Genomic DNA, 19,986 nt, shown 5'->3' with positions numbered 1-19,986 from the left:
TCTAAACCTCTACCAATTCGTAATTCGTAATTAAAAAATTCCTAATTACTTAGTATAATCCTTAAAAACTTCTTCCAAAGTTTTTTCTTCTTTACGAATGGTCAAAATCAATAAATTCTCTTCTTGGGCATAAGCTGCAATGGTTTTTCTTAAATCAATTGAAGAGTCAGATTTCACAAGGAATGATGTTTTAGTGACTTCCTCAACCCTCGAAATATTTGGGACTTTTGCCAAGCGATTTCTTGAAATTTCAGCATCAAACTCTACAAATACAACCTGGCTGTTCACATCCGATTGTAGTTCGCTGGCTTTGGCGTTGGCTACCAGTTTTCCATTCTTGATAATGATTACTCTGTCGCAAATGGCTTCTACTTCCTGCATAATGTGTGTCGAAAGCATTACTGTTTTTTGTTTTCCGATTTTCTTAATCAATTCACGAATTTCAGCCAATTGATTTGGATCAAGTCCTGATGTGGGTTCATCTAAAATCAAAACTTCAGGATCGTGAATGATCGCTTGTGCCAATCCAACCCTTTGTCTATACCCTTTAGAAAGTTGGCCAATTACTTTGTGTTGTTCCTTTTGCAGTCCAACCAATTCTATGACCTCAGCTACTCGTTCTTTGAGCTTTTTTACTTTGTAAATTTTACCTACAAAATTGAGGTATTCCTTGACATACATATCCAAGTAAAGCGGATTGTGTTCTGGTAAATAACCAATTTTCTTTCTAACTTCAAGTGAATGTTTCTTGATATCCAATCCACAAACCTCTACATCTCCCTCTGTTGCAGGAATAAAACTCGTGATGATTTTCATCGTTGTTGACTTCCCAGCTCCATTTGGGCCTAAAAAACCCAAAATTTCTCCATTTTTTGCTTCAAAAGAAATGTTGTCTACTGCGGCTTGCTCTCCGTAGTATTTAGTAAGATGTTTTACAGAAATTGACATGGTATAAATTTATAATACGAAGATAGGATATTGGATGATTTTAGGGGTGTAAATCTGTTAAAAAAACGAAATCATTGAAATAATCTATGACTTAAAAATGCAAATTACAGTAGCAACTTAGTCCAATTTGAATTTCGCAGATCAAACAAAAACATTCAGCAATAACTCTTCAGTTGTCTTAAATAAAAATTCCGCTTACTGAGCGAACCCAGAAGCGGAATTTAATATTGTATTAGAAGTCCCTAGAACCTCTTTTTAGTTTAGCCTGCAGCTGGCGCTCCACTGTTGTTTACAGGTGCTCCACCTTTTGGTGCTGCTTTCACATTTCCTTTGATACGAATAGTTTTCGTTGGCTCGTTAGTTGCATTAGATTGTAATGTAACGCTTTTACCAATAATTCCTACTCTCTTCGTATCGTATTTTACTTTAATTGTTCCGGTTTGTCCAGGTGCAATTGGCTCACGTGGCCACTGGGGTACTGTACATCCGCAAGAACCTTTTGCGTTAGAAATAACCAATGGCTCATTTCCCGTATTTTTGAAAACAAACTCACATGTTCCATCAGCATATTGACTGATTGTACCATAGTCATGCGTTTCTTTTTCAAATTCAATTTTCGCTCCCGATTCAACAGATGCTTGTGCTATTGCTGTGTTCATTCCGAAAAAAGCAGTCGCTAAAAGGCTTAATGTAAATAGTATTTTTTTCATGTTTATAATTTTAGTTTCAATCAAATATATACCGAATTAACCTAGCATTCAGTTTTTTAACAAAGCCTTAACATCATTGCTTTACAGATGTTAAGGACGTGTTAAAAACGACTTGGTACAGCACGAGAATTGCGCTAAGACGTACTTAACTATTGCGGATGTTCTGTATTTACTTTTTCTAAATCTCCAGCAATTTGAAGCTCAATTAACTCCTCAAAAGATTTATCGATGTGCTCTAAACGAAATTCATATTGTTCACGTTTTTCATCAGATAAATTTTCAATGGCTAATAAACGTTCAGCGTAGTGCTGTATTTTCTCCTTATTGTATTGGTTGTAGTCGTAATAATTCATTTGTAATTCCAGCAAACCAATTTTATCTTCCGTATTGGGATAATTATTCAATAAAGTATCTCTCCACTTCACAGCTTCTTCTTCTACACCTATTTGTAAATACAATGCTGCAATTTTACTTAAAGCTTTTTCTGCATAAGAGTCTTCAGGGAAATTGTGATAGAAATCTTTGTTTCTGTTGATGGCCTCGTGGTAAGCCACTTTGTTCATTTTGTAGGTCGGCGATTTGACTGCTTCGTCCATCAATAATTTCAAAGAATCATCCATTTCTTTAATGGAAGTCTTTAAAGCTTCAAGATTAACTTCTTCTTTCGTATCAGCTTCAATTTCTTCTGTATTAGAATTACAAGCGGTAAAAACGAGCAACACGCTAAAAATGTAAATGGCCTTTTTCATGGTCTTAATAATTATCTTTTTCTTTTAGTAACGGGAAATTTCATACGATAGTCTATATCCACTATTCCTTTTGAAATATTGGCTAATTTCTTCATCAATAACTTTTTCTTTAACGTAGAAAGATGATCTGTAAATAATACTCCATCGACATGATCATATTCGTGCTGAATTATTCGCGCAGCATAACCATCGTAAGTTTCTTCATGAAATTTGAAATTTTCATCAAAGTATGTAATGGTAATTTTTTCTTTTCTATAAACGTCCTCTCTAATGTTCGGAATACTTAAGCATCCTTCTTGAAAAGCCCATTCTTCACCAGATTCTTCTTCAATAATTGGGTTAATAAAAACCTTTTTAAATCCGTCCAAGCCTGCTGCTTTTGGATCTGGTTCTCCATCAGCATCGTCTTCTGCAAAAGGGGATGCATCTACAACAAACAAACGAATAGATTTTCCGATTTGAGGTGCGGCTAGTCCAACCCCATGAGCATTGTACATCGTTTCCCACATGTTTTCGATGAGGGTCTCTAAACCTTCATAGTCTTTATCTATCTCAACTCCTTCAGTTTTTAAAACGGGATCGCCATAAGCAACAATAGGTAATATCATACTTTAATAATTTTTACAAAAGTAATAATTCAAAAGGACAAAAGCTTAATTTCACTAACGAATTGAACGGTCGTTAAAAAGCACATAACCAAAGCTAAGCTGGGTAATGAAAGGCTGGTCTTGTTTGGGAAAATAGTTTGATGAAATCCTTAACGGACCTATTGGGGAATGAAAAATTAAAGAAGCTCCCACCATCGGTAAACCTTCCTCGAACAAGTCAGAATAACCAAAATCATCCTCATCTTGGAACCGAATAATTTGTCTAAAGGGTTGAAAGAAGTATGGTTCTATCCTAAATTCAAGAAAGCGGTTGTAATTGAAAATTAAATTTACACCTCCACCAACAAATTGTGGTGCACGATATTCGCTCATAAATAAAGCCCGGCTGTCTGGAAGAGGTGAAAACTCCGTCATGTTGAGAATAGAAGCCGTGTAATTGGCGAAAAGTGATTGAGAATTTAAAACGGCTTTTCCATAGACTCCTACCTTGAAAAAAGGACTGACATCGAAAAACTTCTGACCTTCTACCGAAGCATTGATCCACCGGTGTTGTCTTCTTAAGTCGTATTCTTGGTCAGGTGTGTTTCCGGAAACACTGTTCTCTTTTCCTTGTACATATCGAATGCTTGTTTTGAAAAAAGCCCCTTTTGAAGCAAATTGTTTTCTGTTTAAGGTGTTGTATTCGAAATTTAAAGCAAGCGACTCCCCAATAAAAGTAGTTACGTCGGCAGTGTCACTTTCCGAAAAATCTAATGTTTGATAGTATTGATCTGTGTTTTCAAATATCTTGATTTCTGCTGATGTTTTCCCGTTACTGGTTGTCGACATCGCGGCAGTTAAACCATAATACATTTCATTTTGAATTAAGAAAGAAGGGTTGATGTCTTCGAAAAAAGTGGATGAACTGCGGTAATAATCCCACCTGTTTAAAACAAAAAATGGACTTATTCTGATAGGAAATAAGGTGGGAAGGTCGTAGTCAATTTTGATTTTTGTAGAACCATAAAACTTTCCGAAATACGCCTCTCCATGCAGTCCAACAGCTCCTTTTCCTAAATCCCAGTAAGACAAACCTATGTAGGCTGTATTTACCGGACGAGAGGAGAAATGTCCACCAACGCTCAATGTAAAGGGTTTTTGCTTAGTCACATCCAGTTTTAGTGCATAAGTGGAGTCACTTGCTTTCTTCAACGTGGGGAAAATATATTTGATTTGATGGGTGGCATATGCGCGATAATAGCGTTTTTTAAAGTCTTCTAAGGTTAGTGGCTCTTTTAAGCTGTCTTTTTTAAAGTTGTCTTCAACAAAGGAAACGTCTGCTGGAACATAGGAGCTCACATCAATAGAACTTATTTTAATGGGTTTTATTTTCTTACGAAATGCCAACCTTCTTTCTTCGAGTTCACTTATTTTAATTCTGTCATCAACATTGGGGAGAATACTGTCTAAGTATACCTGAGCGGCATCATATCCACTTTGAATGGCTTCTTCTGCTTTGTCAAAATCAAAAGTTCCTAAGCTGGTTTCAGGTTCGATAATCACTCCATAAGTGCAGGGAAGAGCAAAGTTGGTTTTTTGAACAAACATCGTGGTGATCTGGCTAATGATATCGTCTTCGTTTGGGGGAGCTGCGTTAATGGAAACATTGCTTCCTACGATATAATCGACGGGAAATTCTTGGTAAAGCACATCCGCTGGGAAATTGTTGTACAGTCCACCGTCAAAAAATAGCTTTCCATCAATTCGAATGGGATTGACGTAAAAAGGATAAGTCATCGAGGCACGAACTGCGGCATTTAAGTCACCTTTTCTGAAAATTACACTCTCTTTTTCATAAATATCTGATGCAACACAACGAAAAGGAATAAAAAGCGAATCAAAATCTTTTCCAACTGCGGCTCCTGTGTGACCAATTAAACGCATGGTTTCGAAATCTAAATAGGAAGGTGTAAGGAAATTTGTGGGAAGTGATTTTACGAAAATACTGTCTTTTGCAAAATTAATGTTTAGCATGGAAGCATCATTCGATTTCTCTCGCAGTAAAAAACGCTCTTCTTTTGAGACATCACCAGAAGTCATTTTGCTAAAATGTTCAGATAAAATATAGGCTTTAATTTCGTCTGGAGAATACCCCGAAGCATACAAAGCACCAATCAAAGCACCTGCACTTGTTCCTGAAATATAGTCAATTGGGATTTCAGCTTCTTCCAAAGCTTGGAGCACACCAATATGTGCCAAACCTGTTGCCCCGCCGCCACTTAGAACAACTCCAACGCGTTGGGCCAAGACATTTGTAGAGCAGTATACGCCAAAAACAAATAAAAAAAGTAAAATCTTGTCTTTCAAGCTGTATTAAATGAGTTTATTTGTAGGCAAATATAAGATTTTAGCTTAGAAAGGGAAAATACGAAAAATTAATAAATGCTCGAAGTTTTAGACTATATAGGATTGTTTGCGTTCGCAATTAGTGGAATGCTAACGGCCGCCAATAGAAACCTTGATATTCTTGGTGGATACATCATCGCATTCATCACTGCCCTAGGGGGTGGAACCATAAGGGATTTACTTCTCAATGCAGACGTAGCTTGGATGACATCACTTTCTCAATTGCTGGTCGTAATTGCGGGCGCTACTGTAGGAATGATTTTTCGTAAAAAATTACGGTCTTGGAGAAGAACATTGTCTATCTTTGACACCGTAGGAATTTCGGTGTTCACTATTTTGGGGGTTCAAAAAGGATTGTCTCTTGATGCTTTGGCAATTACAGCAGTTTTCTTAGGGATGATTTCTGCCACTTTTGGTGGATTACTGCGTGATGTGTTGTGTAATGAAATTCCGCTGATTTTTAAAAAAGAAATATATGCCATACCTTGCTTGCTGGGAGGTACATTTTATTTCGTGGGCTATTATTCTGGTCATGGAGATACAACTTGGCTTTTGTGGTCCAGCATGGCTTTCATCATTGCATTTAGAACTTTAGCAGTGCTATTTTCATGGAAGCTTCCATTAATAAGAGAATTTAAATAATAAAAATGAAAGATTTAGTAATAACTGTAAAAACACTTTTCGGATTTGAAGAACTACTCAAAGACGAATTGAATGAATTGGGATATGATAAAGTAGAGGTTTTAAATCGTGCTGTGCAATTGAACGGAAACTGGGAAGATGTTTATCGCCTAAATTACCGTTGTAGATTGGCTATTTCAGTTCTTGTTAAAGTACATTCTTTCAACATTTATAAAGAAGAAGATTTATATAAGGCAGCCAAGAAAATTGATTGGACAGCCTATTTTGATGTCAACAAAACTTTCGCTGTAAAAGGTGCAGTTTTCTCAACAATTTTCACACACACGCAATATCCTTTCTTGGTAGTGAAAGATGCGATTGCAGATGTTTTTAGAGAGAAATGTGATGACGTAAGACCCGATGTCAATTTGAAATCACCACAAGTGATGTTTGATGTTTACATTAAGGAAAGAAATGTTGTTATCTCATTAAATACAAGTGGAGTTCCTTTATTTCAAAGGGGTTACCGACAAGAAGTGGGTGATGCGCCAATGAACGAAGTTTTGGCGGCGGGAATTTTACGCATGTCTGGATGGGACAGAAAATCAACATTAATAGACCCAATGTGTGGTTCTGGAACTATTGCAATTGAAGCCGCGCTTTGGGCAGCAGATATTCCTGCAATGATAGAAAGAAGTCATTTCGCATTTAAAAATTTCAAGTCTTTTGATGCTGAAGCATGGGAAAGAGTGAAAGCGGAAGGAAATAGTCGACCTGTGAAATTAGGATTTGACATTTTAGCTTCGGATATCGACGGTGAAATGGTGAAAAAAGCACGAAGAAACAGCCGCATGGCACCAATTGGTAACATGGTGACTTGGGACATTAAAGATGCTTTGGAGCTTGAAGCGCCAGACGATAAAGGAATCATGATTTGTAATCCGCCTTACGGAGAGCGAATGGGAGAAGAGGTTGAAGAATTGTACACAGCAATGGGTGATTTATTCAAGCAAAAATTCTTAGGATATGATTGCTGGGTAGTTTCTTCTAATATTGATGCCTTAAAGAATATTGGATTAAGACCAAGCAGAAAAATTAAGGTTTTCAATGGTAATCTTGAGTGTAGTTTACGTCAATTTCAAGTTTTTGCTGGGTCAAAAAAATATGACAACTCTGAAGATGAAGCGGATGGAATTACGCCTAAGCCAAGAGGTGTGAGAAGAGAAAAACGTAAAAAAGTTGAAAGAGCTGTTGAAGAACAAGTAAACGAAGAAACGACTTTGCAGAGTGATGTTCAGAGCGAGAGTCAGAGTGAGAGCAGAAGTGAAAAGAAAGAATACAATCCTACGCGCAGAGTAATCGAAACTCCTGCAGCTGACAAACCAAGAAAAAGTGCAGCTTCAAAATATGGTCAAGCGAAATCTGCTTATTTGCCGGTTGAGGATGAGTTACAGAGTGAGAAAGAGAGTGAGAATGAAGAAAAAGAGTACAATCCAACAAGGAAGGTAATCGAAACTCCTGCAGCTGAACCACGAAAAAGTGCCGCTTCGAAGTATGGACAAGCGAAATCTGCTTATTTACCAGTTGATAGTTCAACAAAAGAGAAAGTTGAAAAAGAAGTGAGCACTTCAGCATCAAGTGAGGAAGTAGAAGAAACGCCTGTAAAAGCGAAAAAGGAAGAAAAAGAACCACGTTTAGGAGCTGCCAAATATGGAAGTACTCCAAAATTTATGGCTGCTGCAGAAGCAGATAAAAAAGAAGAATCCAAAAGAGAAGAAACTAAAGAAGAGGAGAAAACTGAGGATAATGTAATTGAAGTCAATTCAAGTTTTGAAGGTGATTCAGACAATGCTCAAGAAGACGAAATGACCCTTAAAGATAAAATTGCAGAAATGAAGAAGATGAGGAAAGGGGAGTAGTTCGCCTTTTGCTGAATTTAATAAAAAAAACGTCGCAGCAGTTCAGCTGCATAGTAGCGTTTTATGAAATATTTAAAGTCCCGAATTGACATGGTATGTTGGTTCGGGATTTTTGTTGAAATTGAGTTGTTCCTTCAGAGCGCAAAAAAAAATGTTTAATTTCAGCAGGACGCGTTGCATCCTGCTGAATTGAGCTGGGCTTTCAGCCCGTGGAAAATTTCCCTCCAAATGAATTTTTATTACACGAGATTTACAACCTCCCATATTACCGTAGTATATTCCTTCGATTTTTTCTTGCAGCCTGCCAGTAGCAGAACTGCGAGAAATAGGATTAATACATAATTAATTTTCTTGTGTGCCATTGGTTGTTTTGTAGTAAGTATTTCCTAATTATTTGTTTATGAATGATTAACTCAGTCAGAAAGTTAACGAAAATAATTCAAAGTGTCAATTTTCATCAGAAAATCCTGTTGCCACAATTTTAGATTTCATTTCAAATACAGGTGTCCATGATTCAGAGACGGCGTATTCTTGACCTGCATAGGCTGTTCCATCACCAGTAATATAATCTTGTGCTTGGATAACTACAGATGTTTTTTTCTTGCAGGAGGTTGCAAAGAAGAGTATTAATAAGATTTAAGTTAAATATTTCATTAGTTTATTATTAATTTTGTTGTTTGCATTTCTGTGTGTGTTTTATAAACTGCTAAATACAAGTCATTTCTCAGCGATATATCAAGACGCGTTTGAGTTTGGTTTACGAATTGCTCATAATACAACTTACCATCTACACCATAAACGTATAAAGATCCTTTAGGATTTGCTTGATTAATTTCAAAAATAAAATTACCAGAGTTGGGGTTTGGAATCAATTTGATTTGCAAATCTTCGTTGATTGATGTTTTTTTGCTTCTTTTTGCAACAAACGAACAGAAGTAACGCTATGAGGATGAAGTATTTCATTTAGTAATTGATTTCGTAGGTTCGATATTCTCCTGCATTCAAATAAATAGTATCATAATAAGTAGTTGTAATGTTGTTGCGTGTAACTTCCCACTTATAGTATTGCTCTCCCATCGGAATATTGGAATATCCATTGGATTCCCAAAAAGTACATCCATTATGCTCCCATGGTTGAGTATAATTAAAGCTTCCTATTTGATTCCCCTGATAAAGTGACATCTCATCATTAGGACTCTCACAATTAACATTTTTAATTTTTAACTTCAAATAAGCACATTCCGCAAACTCAAATGCAGCATCAAAATTCTTATCACCTCCAGCATGTAGATCAGAATCACTAATATAACAAGTATTCGGTGGTGGTGCTACAGAGATAGAATAGGAAGAATTATCATGAAGTCTTTTTGTAAAAAAGGCCTCTCCATTGGCATCTAGCACGCCAGACCCAACAGATTTATATTTATTTTCAAATGCCCCGCTCCAACTGCGTTGAATTTCATAGCTTAATCCTGGGTAAGGTTCTCCTGTAGCTGCGTTTTTCGCAGTGATGTGGAATGTGCGTTCTTTTTTGCAGGAAAAAAACACAAGTAACGATATGATGAGCAGATACTTCATTTAGTAATTTATTTCATAATATTTTTGCTCATTGGCATTTAAAAAAACTGTATCAGAAAAACCAGATGTTACATTATTTTTAGTAACATCCCATTCAAAAATCCACTGACCCATTGGAACTTCAGTGAAATTTGGCATAGTATAGTCATTGCAACCTTCATATTCTGCATCAATTAAGAATCCCGAATAATCATCTAAGTTCGTATATCGTTTTACTTTTATATGGTCATTAGGACCTTGACAATTTATGTTTTGGTAGCGAAACTTCAAATAAGCACACTCCGCAAAAAGAAAATCAAACTTAAAATTATCATCTGTGTTGGCTAATGTGTAAGATGTATTATTAATGTAACACAATTCTTCGTCCGGTACTAAAGTAGTAAGTACATAAGAACGATTATTTTTCAGCTTGTAATTAAATACCGCCTCGCCTTGTGCGTTTAATGTTCCTTCATACACTTTTTTTTGAACTTCTCCTGTAGAGGTTACATATCCTTTTGTTTCTCTCAATATAAAACCTAAACCAGAAAAACCTTCGCCTGTGGCAGCATTTTTTGCAGTGATGTGGATGGTGCGTTCTTTTTTGCAGGAAAATAGAAATAAACCAACCAATAATATTAGAAGTAACTTTTTCATAATGCAATTATTTTTTTAGTTTGTACTCCGTTTGTACTCTTCCATTTCACAAAATAAATCCCTTTTGGGAGTTCAATGAAAATGGTTTTGGATAATACTTTACTTTCTTTTAAGCGCTTTCCGTTCGTATTTGTAATAATGTAAAAACCATTCATTTCAGGGAATTCAATGGTAAACCCATTATCCGATGGATTGGGATAGACTTTTAAAACTGTTTTTTGATGGATATCATCTTCTGACTTATTAGGAACAACATGTAAAGCAAGCTTTTCGTCAGCATTACTTTCATTGCTACCTCCATTATTTGTTTTCATGCCTTGCTCTCTTGGTCTTGAACAACCATCACAATGCACAAATGCGTGATACTTGCTTCCTTGTTGGGTGTGAAAACCAGGTTTCATCACTACACCATTACAAGCATAGGCGTTTACTTCTCCTGTTTTCTCAATGATAAAAGGCCCAAGATTGGTTTTTGGCGTAATTGTATCACCAATAATTACTTTGTCATAAGCTTTATACCACGCTTTGTAGCGAGAATTGGGGTCCCACTGGATGTGGTTTTTACCAATCGTTTTATTTTGTAGGTAAACGATATCCGCCTCTACTTCGTCGAGAATAAAGTTTCGGGTATGCACAAGGTAGGTGTCATCTAAATCATCATCATCAACGGATTCTTGCATCTTGATGTATTGATAGGTTTGGGGGTCACAGTATATTGCTTCAAAAGGCACTTATTAGTAGTTAATTGTTAATAAATGATGTTCATTAATGTTCATAAAAAAAGTTGTATCATGATATGTTGTTGAATTATTTCGTGTAACTTCCCATGTTGCTTCCCATTGACCAAAAGGTACTGATGACTCTATAAAAGTATTAGAATAGCACCCCATCTCCTCTCTTGGTATAATATTATTAAAACCTTCTACATATGTTGGTTGCATGTCAAATATTATATTATCGGTTAAACCTTGACAGTTTATATTATTAACAGATATAGTCAAATACGCACACTCCGCAAATTCAAACTCTGCTTTGAAGTTTTCGCCATCCTCCTCACTAAAATACAATTGTATATTCTTGTTATAACAGGAGTTTTCCGGTTCAACTACACGTACTCCACGTCCTTTATTTTTGGGTAATCGCTCAGTAACAACCGCTTCGCCGTTCGCATCCAGTGTACCCGTGGCAACTGTTTTGGATTTTGTGCCACCGTTTATATTCGTATAAGTTACCACATAATAGGTTAAACCTGGATAAGGTTCACCTGTAGCTGCATTTTTTGCTGTAATGTGGATGGTTTGCTTTTTTTTGCAAGAAACAAGAAAAACACCCATTAATAATATTAAAATTAACTTTTTCATAAGGCAATTATTTTTTGAGTTTGTATTCCGTTTTTATTGATCCATTTCGCAAAATATATTCCTTTTGGAAGTTCAATAAAAATCGATTTAGTTTTCACTTCATCCTGTTGGAATAATTCCCCGTTGGTATTTGAGATTATGTATTCTCCTTCAATTTCGGGAAATTCAATCGTAAATCCTTTATCCGAAGGATTTGGATAAACTTTTAAAACTGTTTTTTGATGGGGTATATCATTTGAGTTAAAATGATTAACTTGTAAAGTGTGTTTTTCATCAGTTCTATTTTTATTATTTTCTCCAGTATTTGTTTTCATTCCTTGCTCTCTTGGTCGGGAACAACCATCACAATATACAAAAGCATGATACTTACTCCCTTGTTTTGTATGAAAACCAGGTTTCATTACTACACCATTACAAGCATAAGCCGTTACCTCTCCTGTTTTTTCAATGATATATGGCCCTAAATCAGTTTTAGGGGTAATTGTATCGCCAAGTATGACTTTATCAAAAGCCTTGTACCAAGCCTTATACCGGTAGTTAGGATCCCATTGGATGTGGTTTTTACCGATGGTTTTGTTTTGAAGATATACGATGTCTGATTCCACTTCGTCGAGAATAAAGTTTCGGGTATGCACAAGGTAGGTGTCATCTAAATCATCATCATCAACAGATTCTTGCATCTTGATGTGCTGATAAGTTTGGGGATCACAATAAATTGCTTCAAAAGGAGTAAAGTTGAAATGGGTGTTGGGATGCTCAAGATTGGGATAACCATATGTATTTGATTGTACATTCGAGTTAAATTCATTATACATCAACCCTTCATCCTTCAAATTATAAAACAGATTGTTATTTTGCCATATACTAGGATTTATGGCTAGCGCAGAAACCATGGGTAGAAAATTCATGTTTCCATCATAATGTTTAGTGCCTAGGAACAAACCAGTTGTGCGTAAGACAACAATTGGTGAAACGGGAAACCACCATTGGTCATAGAACTCATTTTTATACCCTCCTTGTGACATGTCCCACTCAAGCGCTCCGTTTGTTTTGTAATTTTTGTCGATACCCCAAACTGGAATAACACCTAGGGAGCGCACCTCAAACCTTTTAAAAACGCGAGAAGCAGCACCCATTTGGGAGGCGTTTATAGATCTTTTTATATATTTAGCTCCCCCAAGTGCTGGTATTGGATAATTTTGCGAGAACAATTTTTCTCCAGGATTTAGTCCAAACTCATCTTTATAATCTTCTGAATTATGCCCTGCAGAAACAGCGACATTTCTAGTGAAAGTGGGGAATGATCTACGCAAATCATTCATGGGTGTAAATTGATGGTTAAAAGAATTGTTTAATTGGTTAACAACATTTTGTCGCATTAAATCAGGAGCTGGATAGATTATATCACTTCCAGAAATAGAGCTACCAGTAATATGGTTAATTAACATAGATCTTGAGGCTGCATCTTTTAAATTATCGTAGATTATTGCAGCTAATGGATTCCACGTTCTGTTAAATTCATAATATACTGCTTGTGCAAACATTGGCACATTTGCACCCCAATGCGGAGAATCAAAAGGAATGTACAGTCTTGTATGGTGGTGAGGCGTTCCCCATTCCATGTGTTCTTTTTCAAGCTGTTTCAACGCCCATCGCCAATGCTGCCCTCCTGCGCTAAAACCAATCACAATATTTTCCCAATCTTCATTAGGATAGTTTTGCTTTTTTTCTGCATTAATGTGCTTTAAAAATCCAGCTAAAATTCCACCAGCGTGATCAATCCCCCTATTACCCGGAGTCTGTTTGATAAAAATCACATCATACCCCATATCCGACAATGAAGATATTAAAGACTTAAAATCAAATTGGTCGTAGTATTTACGAAAAGATACAGGCTGTAATCCTGGCCTATAAGGTGGAGCAATAATTACTGGTCGTCTAATTTTTGTTCCATTTCCACATCCATACTTAATTTTATATTTTAAATCTGGACCCCTATTACTTGGGTATTTTATAACATCAGTATCCCATCTATCAACCGCTTTCTCTTGATTATTGCTTTTATGTATTTCAGAAGTTAAATAGAAACTTAATGTATCCTGTTTTCTTACTCCATCCAAAGTATAATCTAGAATTGTTTTGCCAATTTGCCAATCCTGATAAATATCATAACTAATTTCATTATTTGTGGATGAAAAATCTTGAAAACCATTTCCAACATCAATTCGAATTGAATGTAAGGTGATATTAGCTCCCACAGAAATAAAATTCGGGTTGTAAACAATAACTCCTTCTTCATATCCATGGTCACCATATAATTCTAGTAGTGCGGTTTCTTTTAGAGTGACTTTATCATAAATTTGATTTTCATTATAGGTGGAACTTAATTTTAGTTGTCCATGAAGATTAGTAAAGGATCCAGTTTGCTGATATAAATTACTATCAATTTTACTCACTTGATGAAGCAGAATACCAAAAGGATGATGAGCTCTTTCTAGAGAATCCAACTTATCATATTTTATAACGAAAGAGCTAAGTGAATCTATCATTACGCTATCTGCCATCATAATTAATGGGTCAGTATAACTAACTGCTATGTCAGAATGGGCCTGCAACCATGACAAAGCAGATGCAACAACTGAATAATCTCCTCTAAGTTGTTGTATTAACAAAGAATCTTCTGATAAGGAACGATCAAACAATACATTATCGTACAATTGTTCATCAAACAAACCAAAAACGGTATCAGCCACTTCTCTAGGTGTAGTATACTCTAATGTATCCTGCTGCCCCCACCCGTTAAAACTAACAAGCAAAAGCAATCCTAAAATTAACTTTTTCATAGCCCTAGTTTTTATTGGTTAAGTTCTTCAATTCTAAAATCAATTCTTGCTGCAAACGAATGGTTTCATTTTGCTGTCGAAGTAATTTAGATTGTTCATTTAATAACTCTTCTTGATTTTCAACTTTATCATTGATTTCCAATAAATAAAGCGTCAATTCTTCAATTTTTTCCATTGAAGTTTTTGCTGCTTCTCCTAAATTTACTCCGTCTGCTTCAATTTCTTGGGCGGAAGGAACATTGGGTAAGTGTCCGTTTTCTTCAATGAAGGATTTCACCTTATTTAAAGGTATTAGATTGTAACCTTCTTCAAAAACATAATCAGGCCAAGCCTCTAAATCTACTTTTATTTCTCTGGCGCGGAGGAGTCCGTCGTTGTTGAGTTGTAGAAGTTTTCCGCCAGACTCATCCTTAACCATGATTAGGTGGTCAAAATAAGTAGTGTTTGACCCATTACTGTTTATATAATTCTCAATATACAAACCCGATTTCTCAATATGTTGTTCGCCAATTTTCACTCCTTTTGTAAAGCGACCCGCCCCTATAACATCAAGTTTTGTCATAGGCAAATCAGTACCAATTCCTACCCAAGCGGGACATTCTGAACCAGTGTAAAGAATAGATTTAGTTCCTTGGATTCTAGGTGCCCAGCTAGCGTAAGTTCCTGCAACTATAGTTGTAGTGCCCGTCTCACCATTGAAAGTAATTTGATCTTGAATGTCATAACAATCTTCCCAAGACATAAAGGCTTTCATTTCTTTCATTTTAACAGAGGTCGACTTTCCGGTTTTATCGATCATTAAAAATCTGTTTACAGGATCTTGTAAATCTTCATATCCTTTAAAAATGATATCCCCAGTTAATTGAATGTCTCCTTCCACATCTAAAGCTGTTTGGGGATTATCCACTCCAATACCCACATTACCGCTTTCGCTTATCCGCATTCGCTCAACATCATTGGAACGCAAAATCAAACTCGAGGCGTTGGTGGTTCCAATAAAAGAAGTTGAGTCAGCAGTATTTCCTTGGGTTTTCCAGTCGGTGCCTTGTTGTGCATAAAGAATAGAAGATGTTAGCAATAACATAACGCTGAAAATTGCTTTACTGAGCGCAGTGTGGCTTAGCGAATTGTTGGTTGGTTGGTTGGTTGGTTGGTGCAGATTTGCGCACAATTAATTGTTCCTTTTTCATAGATAGCGTTTTTAAGTTCCCTCTAAATTAGGGTAAAGAATTTAAAGTGCCAAATTTTTTTGGGTTTTGGGTAGTTGGCAGGGGGAGTATAAACTTAATAATTTATAGTCATTTCTCCAACTCCATTCTCTGGAACAAATAAGTTATCACTAAATACTTCAGTTGTTCCTCCTCTATTTACTGTCCATTTAATTTCATAGTTGCCCATGATCACTTCCACAGGCTGACCTTCCTGATTATAACATCCATAACGCGAAACAGGCGAAACTATTGCTGAATAAGGGAAGGGTGGAATTACCTCCAATATGAACTCATCACCCGCCCCTCCACAATTTACATTATAAATATTAAGTTTAATGTTACCATAAGGCACAACATGAAAATCTGCCTCCATCGTTTTACGTTTTTGAGCAGTCGCACGAAAGTTATCGCTGATGTATTCTCCATCTTGATACCAGCCTAAAACATACAATTCACTGCCACTTTGAATTTGCACCCATATTTTGCCTATGCGAGAAGCATTAATTTCAAAATTGCCTTCCTCATCTGTAAATGTATGTTTGATTTCTTTGTATCCTCCAGGAAGACTCAGTGATTCTGATTTTATCAATTGGACTTTTAATCCTGAATACGTTGTTTCCGTTATTGGGTTAACTACTTATCCTTTAATAGTTACATTTCTCCCAAACTTTGTACAAGAGAACAGTAGGAAAGCGAAAACAATCGATATATAAAATAGTGCTTTCATAATACTACGATTTTTTTACGGTGAATAATTCCATCTCTTGTTTCTATAATAGCAAAGTATGTTCCTTGCGCTAATTTGCTTTCAAACTTATACCTTGCTGTTGAAATTCTTTCTTTTTGAAGCATTAAGGTACCATTTAAATTATAAATTGGATATTGATATTCGTCTAAGACGTAAATTTAATTAATAATTAATTATCTGTTGATTATTTTGATCTGGATGCACAATAAAGTCAACTTCATAAGAATTAGTTACTCCACTTCGTATAACTGTATACTCTGTATGAATATTAGCTATCGGTGTTTTTTCCAACGCAGTGGCATATCCACTACACCCTGTTAGAACCCAGTCTATTCCTAGAAACGAACCAACTTGATTAGTTTGATTAATGATAATGGTATCGTTAATACCTTGGCAATTTATATTATTAATTACGAGTTGATATTTCCCATATGGCACAACATGAAAATCTGTCTCCATCGTTTCTCGTTTTTGAACAGTCGCTCGAAAGTTATCGCTGATATATTCTCCATCTTGATGCCAGCCCAAAACATACAATTCATTGCCACTTTGAATCTGCACCCATATTTTGCCTATGCGAGCAGCATTAATTTCAAAATTGCCTTCCTCATCTGTATATGTATGTTTGATTTCTTTGTATCCTCCAGGAAGACTCAGTGATTCTGATTTTACCAATTGAACCTTTAAGTTCGAGTATGTTGTTCCTGTTAAAGGGTTAATTACCTTTCCTTTTACAGTGATATTTCTCCCCAATTTTGTACAAGAAAATAACACGAAAACAAATAGTATCGATAAATAGAATAGTGCTTTCATAATACAATGATTTTTTTGCGGTGAATAATTCCATCTCTTGTATTTATAATAGCAAAGTAAGTTCCTTGGGCTAATTTGCTTTCAAACTTGAATCTTGCTGTTGAAAGGTTCGTTTTCTGAAATATTGAGGTTCCATTTAAATTATAAACATGCAAAGTTTCAATGGGAACATCTTGCATGGAGGCTATAGTGAATGACCCACGTGAAGGGTTGGGATAAATTGAGATTTGATTTTCTTTTAACTTTCCTTCCTTTTTAGCTAAGTCTTTCCTCATTAGATTGGTTTCAGAATCATTTTCATCATACTGATTTCCACCTGCACTCATATCGCTCGAACCAGGAGGACACTCATAGTAGCGTATTTTGAGGTGCGCTTTTGCTCCTTGTTTTACATGCGTACCCGGTTTTAAAGTAATCTGCTCACCAGCTTGAAGTTTCAGATCTGCATTGGGTTCAACATTATAATCTCCTGGGTCGGTTTTAGGAGTCACTAAATGCCCTGTGGTAATTGTAAACCTTGCTCTTCTTAAAGATTTATAAGTGTAATTACTGCGTGCTTGTTCCCCCAAATTATCGTTTTGCAAACCTAAATACCAAGGCTCAACCTCATTGAGAATGAAATTGTTTATAGCATCAACATCTGCATCATCGGACTCCTTCAGTTCAATATGTGGATGAATATTCTCCCCAACATAAATGGCTTCAAAAGGGGTAACTTCAAAATGGTCGGTTGGGCGACCGAGGTTGGGGTAGCCGAAATAGCTAGAAGGTTGATTTGGATTATAATTAAACTCATTATACATCAACCCCAAGCTTTGCATATTTAAACTATGCGAACCATCACTAGGCCATAGGTTTGGGTTTATATCTAATGCTGTAAGCGTAGATTTATGGGTAAACTTTTCGTTTAAGTTGGAAAGCCAACCCAATCCAAGATGCGACATATCAGTAAGCCATATAATATTTCCCAAACCTTTTAGATAAGACCCAGATGCGTTGTCAATTTCTTGCATTTGTTTCACATTAACAATGTGGTCTGTCATATTTGGAAATGGAAGAAGGGAGATTCTTTTACGTCTGAATAATCTTTCATAATTTGTAGAGTATATTCCAGCACGTAATTCTCTTTTCCAAAGAACAAGATTAACATCATGCCAATAATCACCTGCGTTTTTAAAATTCAAATTAGTTTCATCATTGTTTTTCCCACTGATTTTACCTAAAGAAATAGCAACATTTCTTGTTCCTGTTTGGAGCGGGAAAATATGATCGTGATTGTCCCAAAGGTCAAGTTCATTGCAAAAATTTTGTCTCTTTGCATGATGAGTAGGAGTACTATATATAGTATTGCTTGGATAATTAAACAAATTACTATTGTTCGCTTTGGCGTGATACATTAGAAGTTGTTTTACGGTTTTCTGCTCTAGTGAAGCATATAAAAAGGCTCTAAGAAAACCGTTAACTACAGGTACAGTATTAACTAGTCTAGGGTACTTAAAACCGCTATAAATTTGGTATTGGTATGCCAAGGGTAGGTTTGCACCATAATAATTTGCATCATAAGATAAAAACAAACGAGAACGATGATGTCCATAACTATTGTCTGCAAAATGTTTTTTCTCCATTTTAAGCAGAGCTAATCTTACAATATCAGCCCCCATAGATGAACCTTGTATAACGTTTTCATGATATTCACCTCCAAAAGCAGCTTTTTTCATATTTAAATCTTGCAAGAATTCAATGAAAAGATCTGCTGATTCCAACATTCCGTGTTGATATGGCTTCCAAAATATGTTAAATCTAACAAGAATAATGTCGTAATTATTAAGTTTTAAGTGATTTAGCATACTTCTATGATGATTGCTATACAACTTCCATGTTTTCTTATATCTTTGAAAAAAGATGGGTGGGCGATAACCAGTTACCAATATGTATGGCTTTTTTGGGCGATAACCAGAACTATGGTTGTCGCATGCATTAATTAAACAATATTGTATTTTATTATTGTCACCGTCTGAAAAACTCCCTCTTTTATCTGAAAAATATCGACATTTTTCAAATGAATCTGAGGCTCCCCTCTCTCTGATCGGTAATTCTGGCGTATAAATCTTGGTTTGATTTACAATACTATCTCCATCTGTGAATTCCACCCTAAATGTAAAATATTGATAAGCATCATTAGAAGGTACAAATTCATATACCTCATCAAAATTCAAATTAGTAATTACCCCATTGTGTTCTACGGAAAGTTGAGCGATATCATTTACAGTGTGTCGGTTACTGAAGAATTCTTCCTCTCTAAATGTAATTCCCATAAGATCTGAAGAATACATATCGAAAAGTGGAGCGACAAACTGTGATTTACCAGATTCATACGCCAAATGACTTTGACTATTTTCAAAAAACTGGGCATTTTGTCTATTGATCCAATTGTTTTGTAATGCAACTGCCTCATCGAAATATTCAAAATTAAAATCTGCAATACCAATCGGATAAATATAAATATCTTCATTAAATTCATGCTCTCCCATATAACTATTCACTTGATTGAAAATATTTATAAGACTTGGAATGCTGCTAGAATCAAGCGCCATACTTTTATATTCATACATTAATCCATAAAAGTAATCAGCATTTATGATGGAATCTCTCAATTTATCGGTATTAAAGGCTAAAGCATTTGTGTCCATCAAAGTTCTATTGAGCAGGTAACCTGATGGAATATGATTTGTCAAATTTCTATATATCGAATCTGCAACTTGATATGAAGACATTGATACTGTGTCATTGTTTTGACTTATGACTTGACCAAAAGCGATCAGAAATAGAGAAAATGTAATTATTAGTAATTTCATA

18 protein-coding genes are annotated in these 19,986 nt (G+C 35.7%); 2 read left to right on the top strand and 16 right to left on the bottom strand.

Features of this window, described 5'->3' with window-relative positions; translation table 11 throughout:
* Positions 1 to 45: 45 nt before the first annotated feature.
* The 5 genes from gldA to DIT68_RS12670 form a co-directional block, all read right to left on the bottom strand.
* Positions 46 to 948 (bottom strand): gliding motility-associated ABC transporter ATP-binding subunit GldA, encoded by a 903-nt coding sequence (gene gldA / locus DIT68_RS12690; RefSeq protein WP_109360189.1) that lies wholly within the window; start codon positions 946 to 948, stop codon positions 46 to 48.
* A gap of 260 nt (positions 949 to 1,208) precedes the next feature.
* Positions 1,209 to 1,658: a DUF1573 domain-containing protein gene (locus DIT68_RS12685; protein ID WP_109360188.1), complete on the bottom strand. Its 450-nt coding sequence runs from the start codon at positions 1,656 to 1,658 to the stop codon at positions 1,209 to 1,211.
* A 149-nt stretch (positions 1,659 to 1,807) separates the two neighbouring features.
* The gene (locus DIT68_RS12680) at positions 1,808 to 2,407 is read right to left on the bottom strand and encodes an outer membrane protein assembly factor BamD (protein ID WP_109360187.1); all 600 of its coding nucleotides are present in this window, start codon (positions 2,405 to 2,407) and stop codon (positions 1,808 to 1,810) included.
* Positions 2,408 to 2,418: 11 nt separating this feature from the next.
* Positions 2,419 to 3,015: a peptide deformylase gene (def, locus tag DIT68_RS12675; protein WP_109360186.1), complete on the bottom strand. Its 597-nt coding sequence runs from the start codon at positions 3,013 to 3,015 to the stop codon at positions 2,419 to 2,421.
* A 54-nt stretch (positions 3,016 to 3,069) separates the two neighbouring features.
* A complete protein-coding gene (locus tag DIT68_RS12670) occupies positions 3,070 to 5,361 on the bottom strand; it encodes a patatin-like phospholipase family protein (RefSeq protein ID WP_109360185.1) in 2,292 nt (763 codons plus the stop codon).
* Positions 5,362 to 5,436: 75 nt separating this feature from the next.
* Here DIT68_RS12670 and DIT68_RS12665 point away from each other — a divergent pair, with 75 nt between their 5' ends.
* Entirely contained in the window at positions 5,437 to 6,042 is a 606-nt protein-coding gene (locus DIT68_RS12665; RefSeq protein WP_109360184.1) for a trimeric intracellular cation channel family protein, read from the top strand.
* Positions 6,043 to 6,047: 5 nt separating this feature from the next.
* The gene (locus DIT68_RS12660; RefSeq protein WP_109360183.1) at positions 6,048 to 7,940 is read left to right on the top strand and encodes a THUMP domain-containing class I SAM-dependent RNA methyltransferase; all 1,893 of its coding nucleotides are present in this window, start codon (positions 6,048 to 6,050) and stop codon (positions 7,938 to 7,940) included.
* A gap of 653 nt (positions 7,941 to 8,593) precedes the next feature.
* On the opposite strand, the gene DIT68_RS12655 is transcribed toward DIT68_RS12660, so the two are convergent.
* From DIT68_RS12655 to DIT68_RS12600, 11 genes are all read right to left on the bottom strand, one after another.
* A complete protein-coding gene (locus DIT68_RS12655) occupies positions 8,594 to 8,824 on the bottom strand; it encodes a T9SS type A sorting domain-containing protein (protein ID WP_158276186.1) in 231 nt (76 codons plus the stop codon).
* Positions 8,825 to 8,903: 79 nt separating this feature from the next.
* Entirely contained in the window at positions 8,904 to 9,518 is a 615-nt protein-coding gene (locus tag DIT68_RS12650; protein ID WP_109360181.1) for a hypothetical protein, read from the bottom strand.
* Positions 9,519 to 10,154 carry a hypothetical protein gene (locus DIT68_RS12645; protein ID WP_109360180.1) on the bottom strand — a complete coding sequence of 212 codons (636 nt, stop codon included), beginning with the start codon at positions 10,152 to 10,154 and terminating at the stop codon, positions 9,519 to 9,521.
* Positions 10,151 to 10,834 carry a T9SS type A sorting domain-containing protein gene (locus DIT68_RS12640; protein WP_146194215.1) on the bottom strand — a complete coding sequence of 228 codons (684 nt, stop codon included), beginning with the start codon at positions 10,832 to 10,834 and terminating at the stop codon, positions 10,151 to 10,153. The genes DIT68_RS12645 and DIT68_RS12640 overlap by 4 nt, the downstream gene beginning before the upstream one ends.
* A gap of 54 nt (positions 10,835 to 10,888) precedes the next feature.
* Entirely contained in the window at positions 10,889 to 11,515 is a 627-nt protein-coding gene (locus tag DIT68_RS12635; RefSeq protein WP_109360178.1) for a hypothetical protein, read from the bottom strand.
* Positions 11,512 to 14,358, bottom strand: a complete 2,847-nt coding sequence (locus DIT68_RS12630) for a T9SS type A sorting domain-containing protein (protein WP_109360177.1) — start codon at positions 14,356 to 14,358, stop codon at positions 11,512 to 11,514. The genes DIT68_RS12635 and DIT68_RS12630 overlap by 4 nt, the downstream gene beginning before the upstream one ends.
* A gap of 4 nt (positions 14,359 to 14,362) precedes the next feature.
* On the bottom strand, positions 14,363 to 15,442 hold the full coding sequence (locus tag DIT68_RS12625; RefSeq protein ID WP_109360176.1) for a hypothetical protein: 1,080 nt from the start codon (positions 15,440 to 15,442) through the stop codon (positions 14,363 to 14,365).
* A gap of 200 nt (positions 15,443 to 15,642) precedes the next feature.
* Positions 15,643 to 16,158: a hypothetical protein gene (locus tag DIT68_RS12620; protein WP_146194214.1), complete on the bottom strand. Its 516-nt coding sequence runs from the start codon at positions 16,156 to 16,158 to the stop codon at positions 15,643 to 15,645.
* Positions 16,159 to 16,292: 134 nt separating this feature from the next.
* Entirely contained in the window at positions 16,293 to 16,445 is a 153-nt protein-coding gene (locus tag DIT68_RS12610) for a T9SS type A sorting domain-containing protein (RefSeq protein ID WP_255411174.1), read from the bottom strand.
* 34 nt (positions 16,446 to 16,479) lie between these two features.
* Positions 16,480 to 17,130, bottom strand: coding sequence for a hypothetical protein (locus DIT68_RS12605; RefSeq protein ID WP_109360172.1), 651 nt, complete (start codon positions 17,128 to 17,130; stop codon positions 16,480 to 16,482).
* Complete coding sequence (locus DIT68_RS12600) at positions 17,127 to 19,985, bottom strand: T9SS type A sorting domain-containing protein (RefSeq protein WP_109360171.1); 2,859 nt, start codon at positions 19,983 to 19,985, stop codon at positions 17,127 to 17,129. Before DIT68_RS12600 ends, DIT68_RS12605 begins: the two co-directional genes overlap by 4 nt.
* Between the last annotated feature and the right edge of the window lies 1 nt (position 19,986).

The sequence above is a fragment of the Brumimicrobium oceani genome, from assembly GCF_003143775.1.
Classification (GTDB): Bacteria; Bacteroidota; Bacteroidia; order Flavobacteriales_D; family Crocinitomicaceae; genus Brumimicrobium; species Brumimicrobium oceani.
The sequence above is the reverse complement of the archived record's forward strand: the minus strand, read 5'-3'. Positions and strand labels throughout refer to the sequence as shown.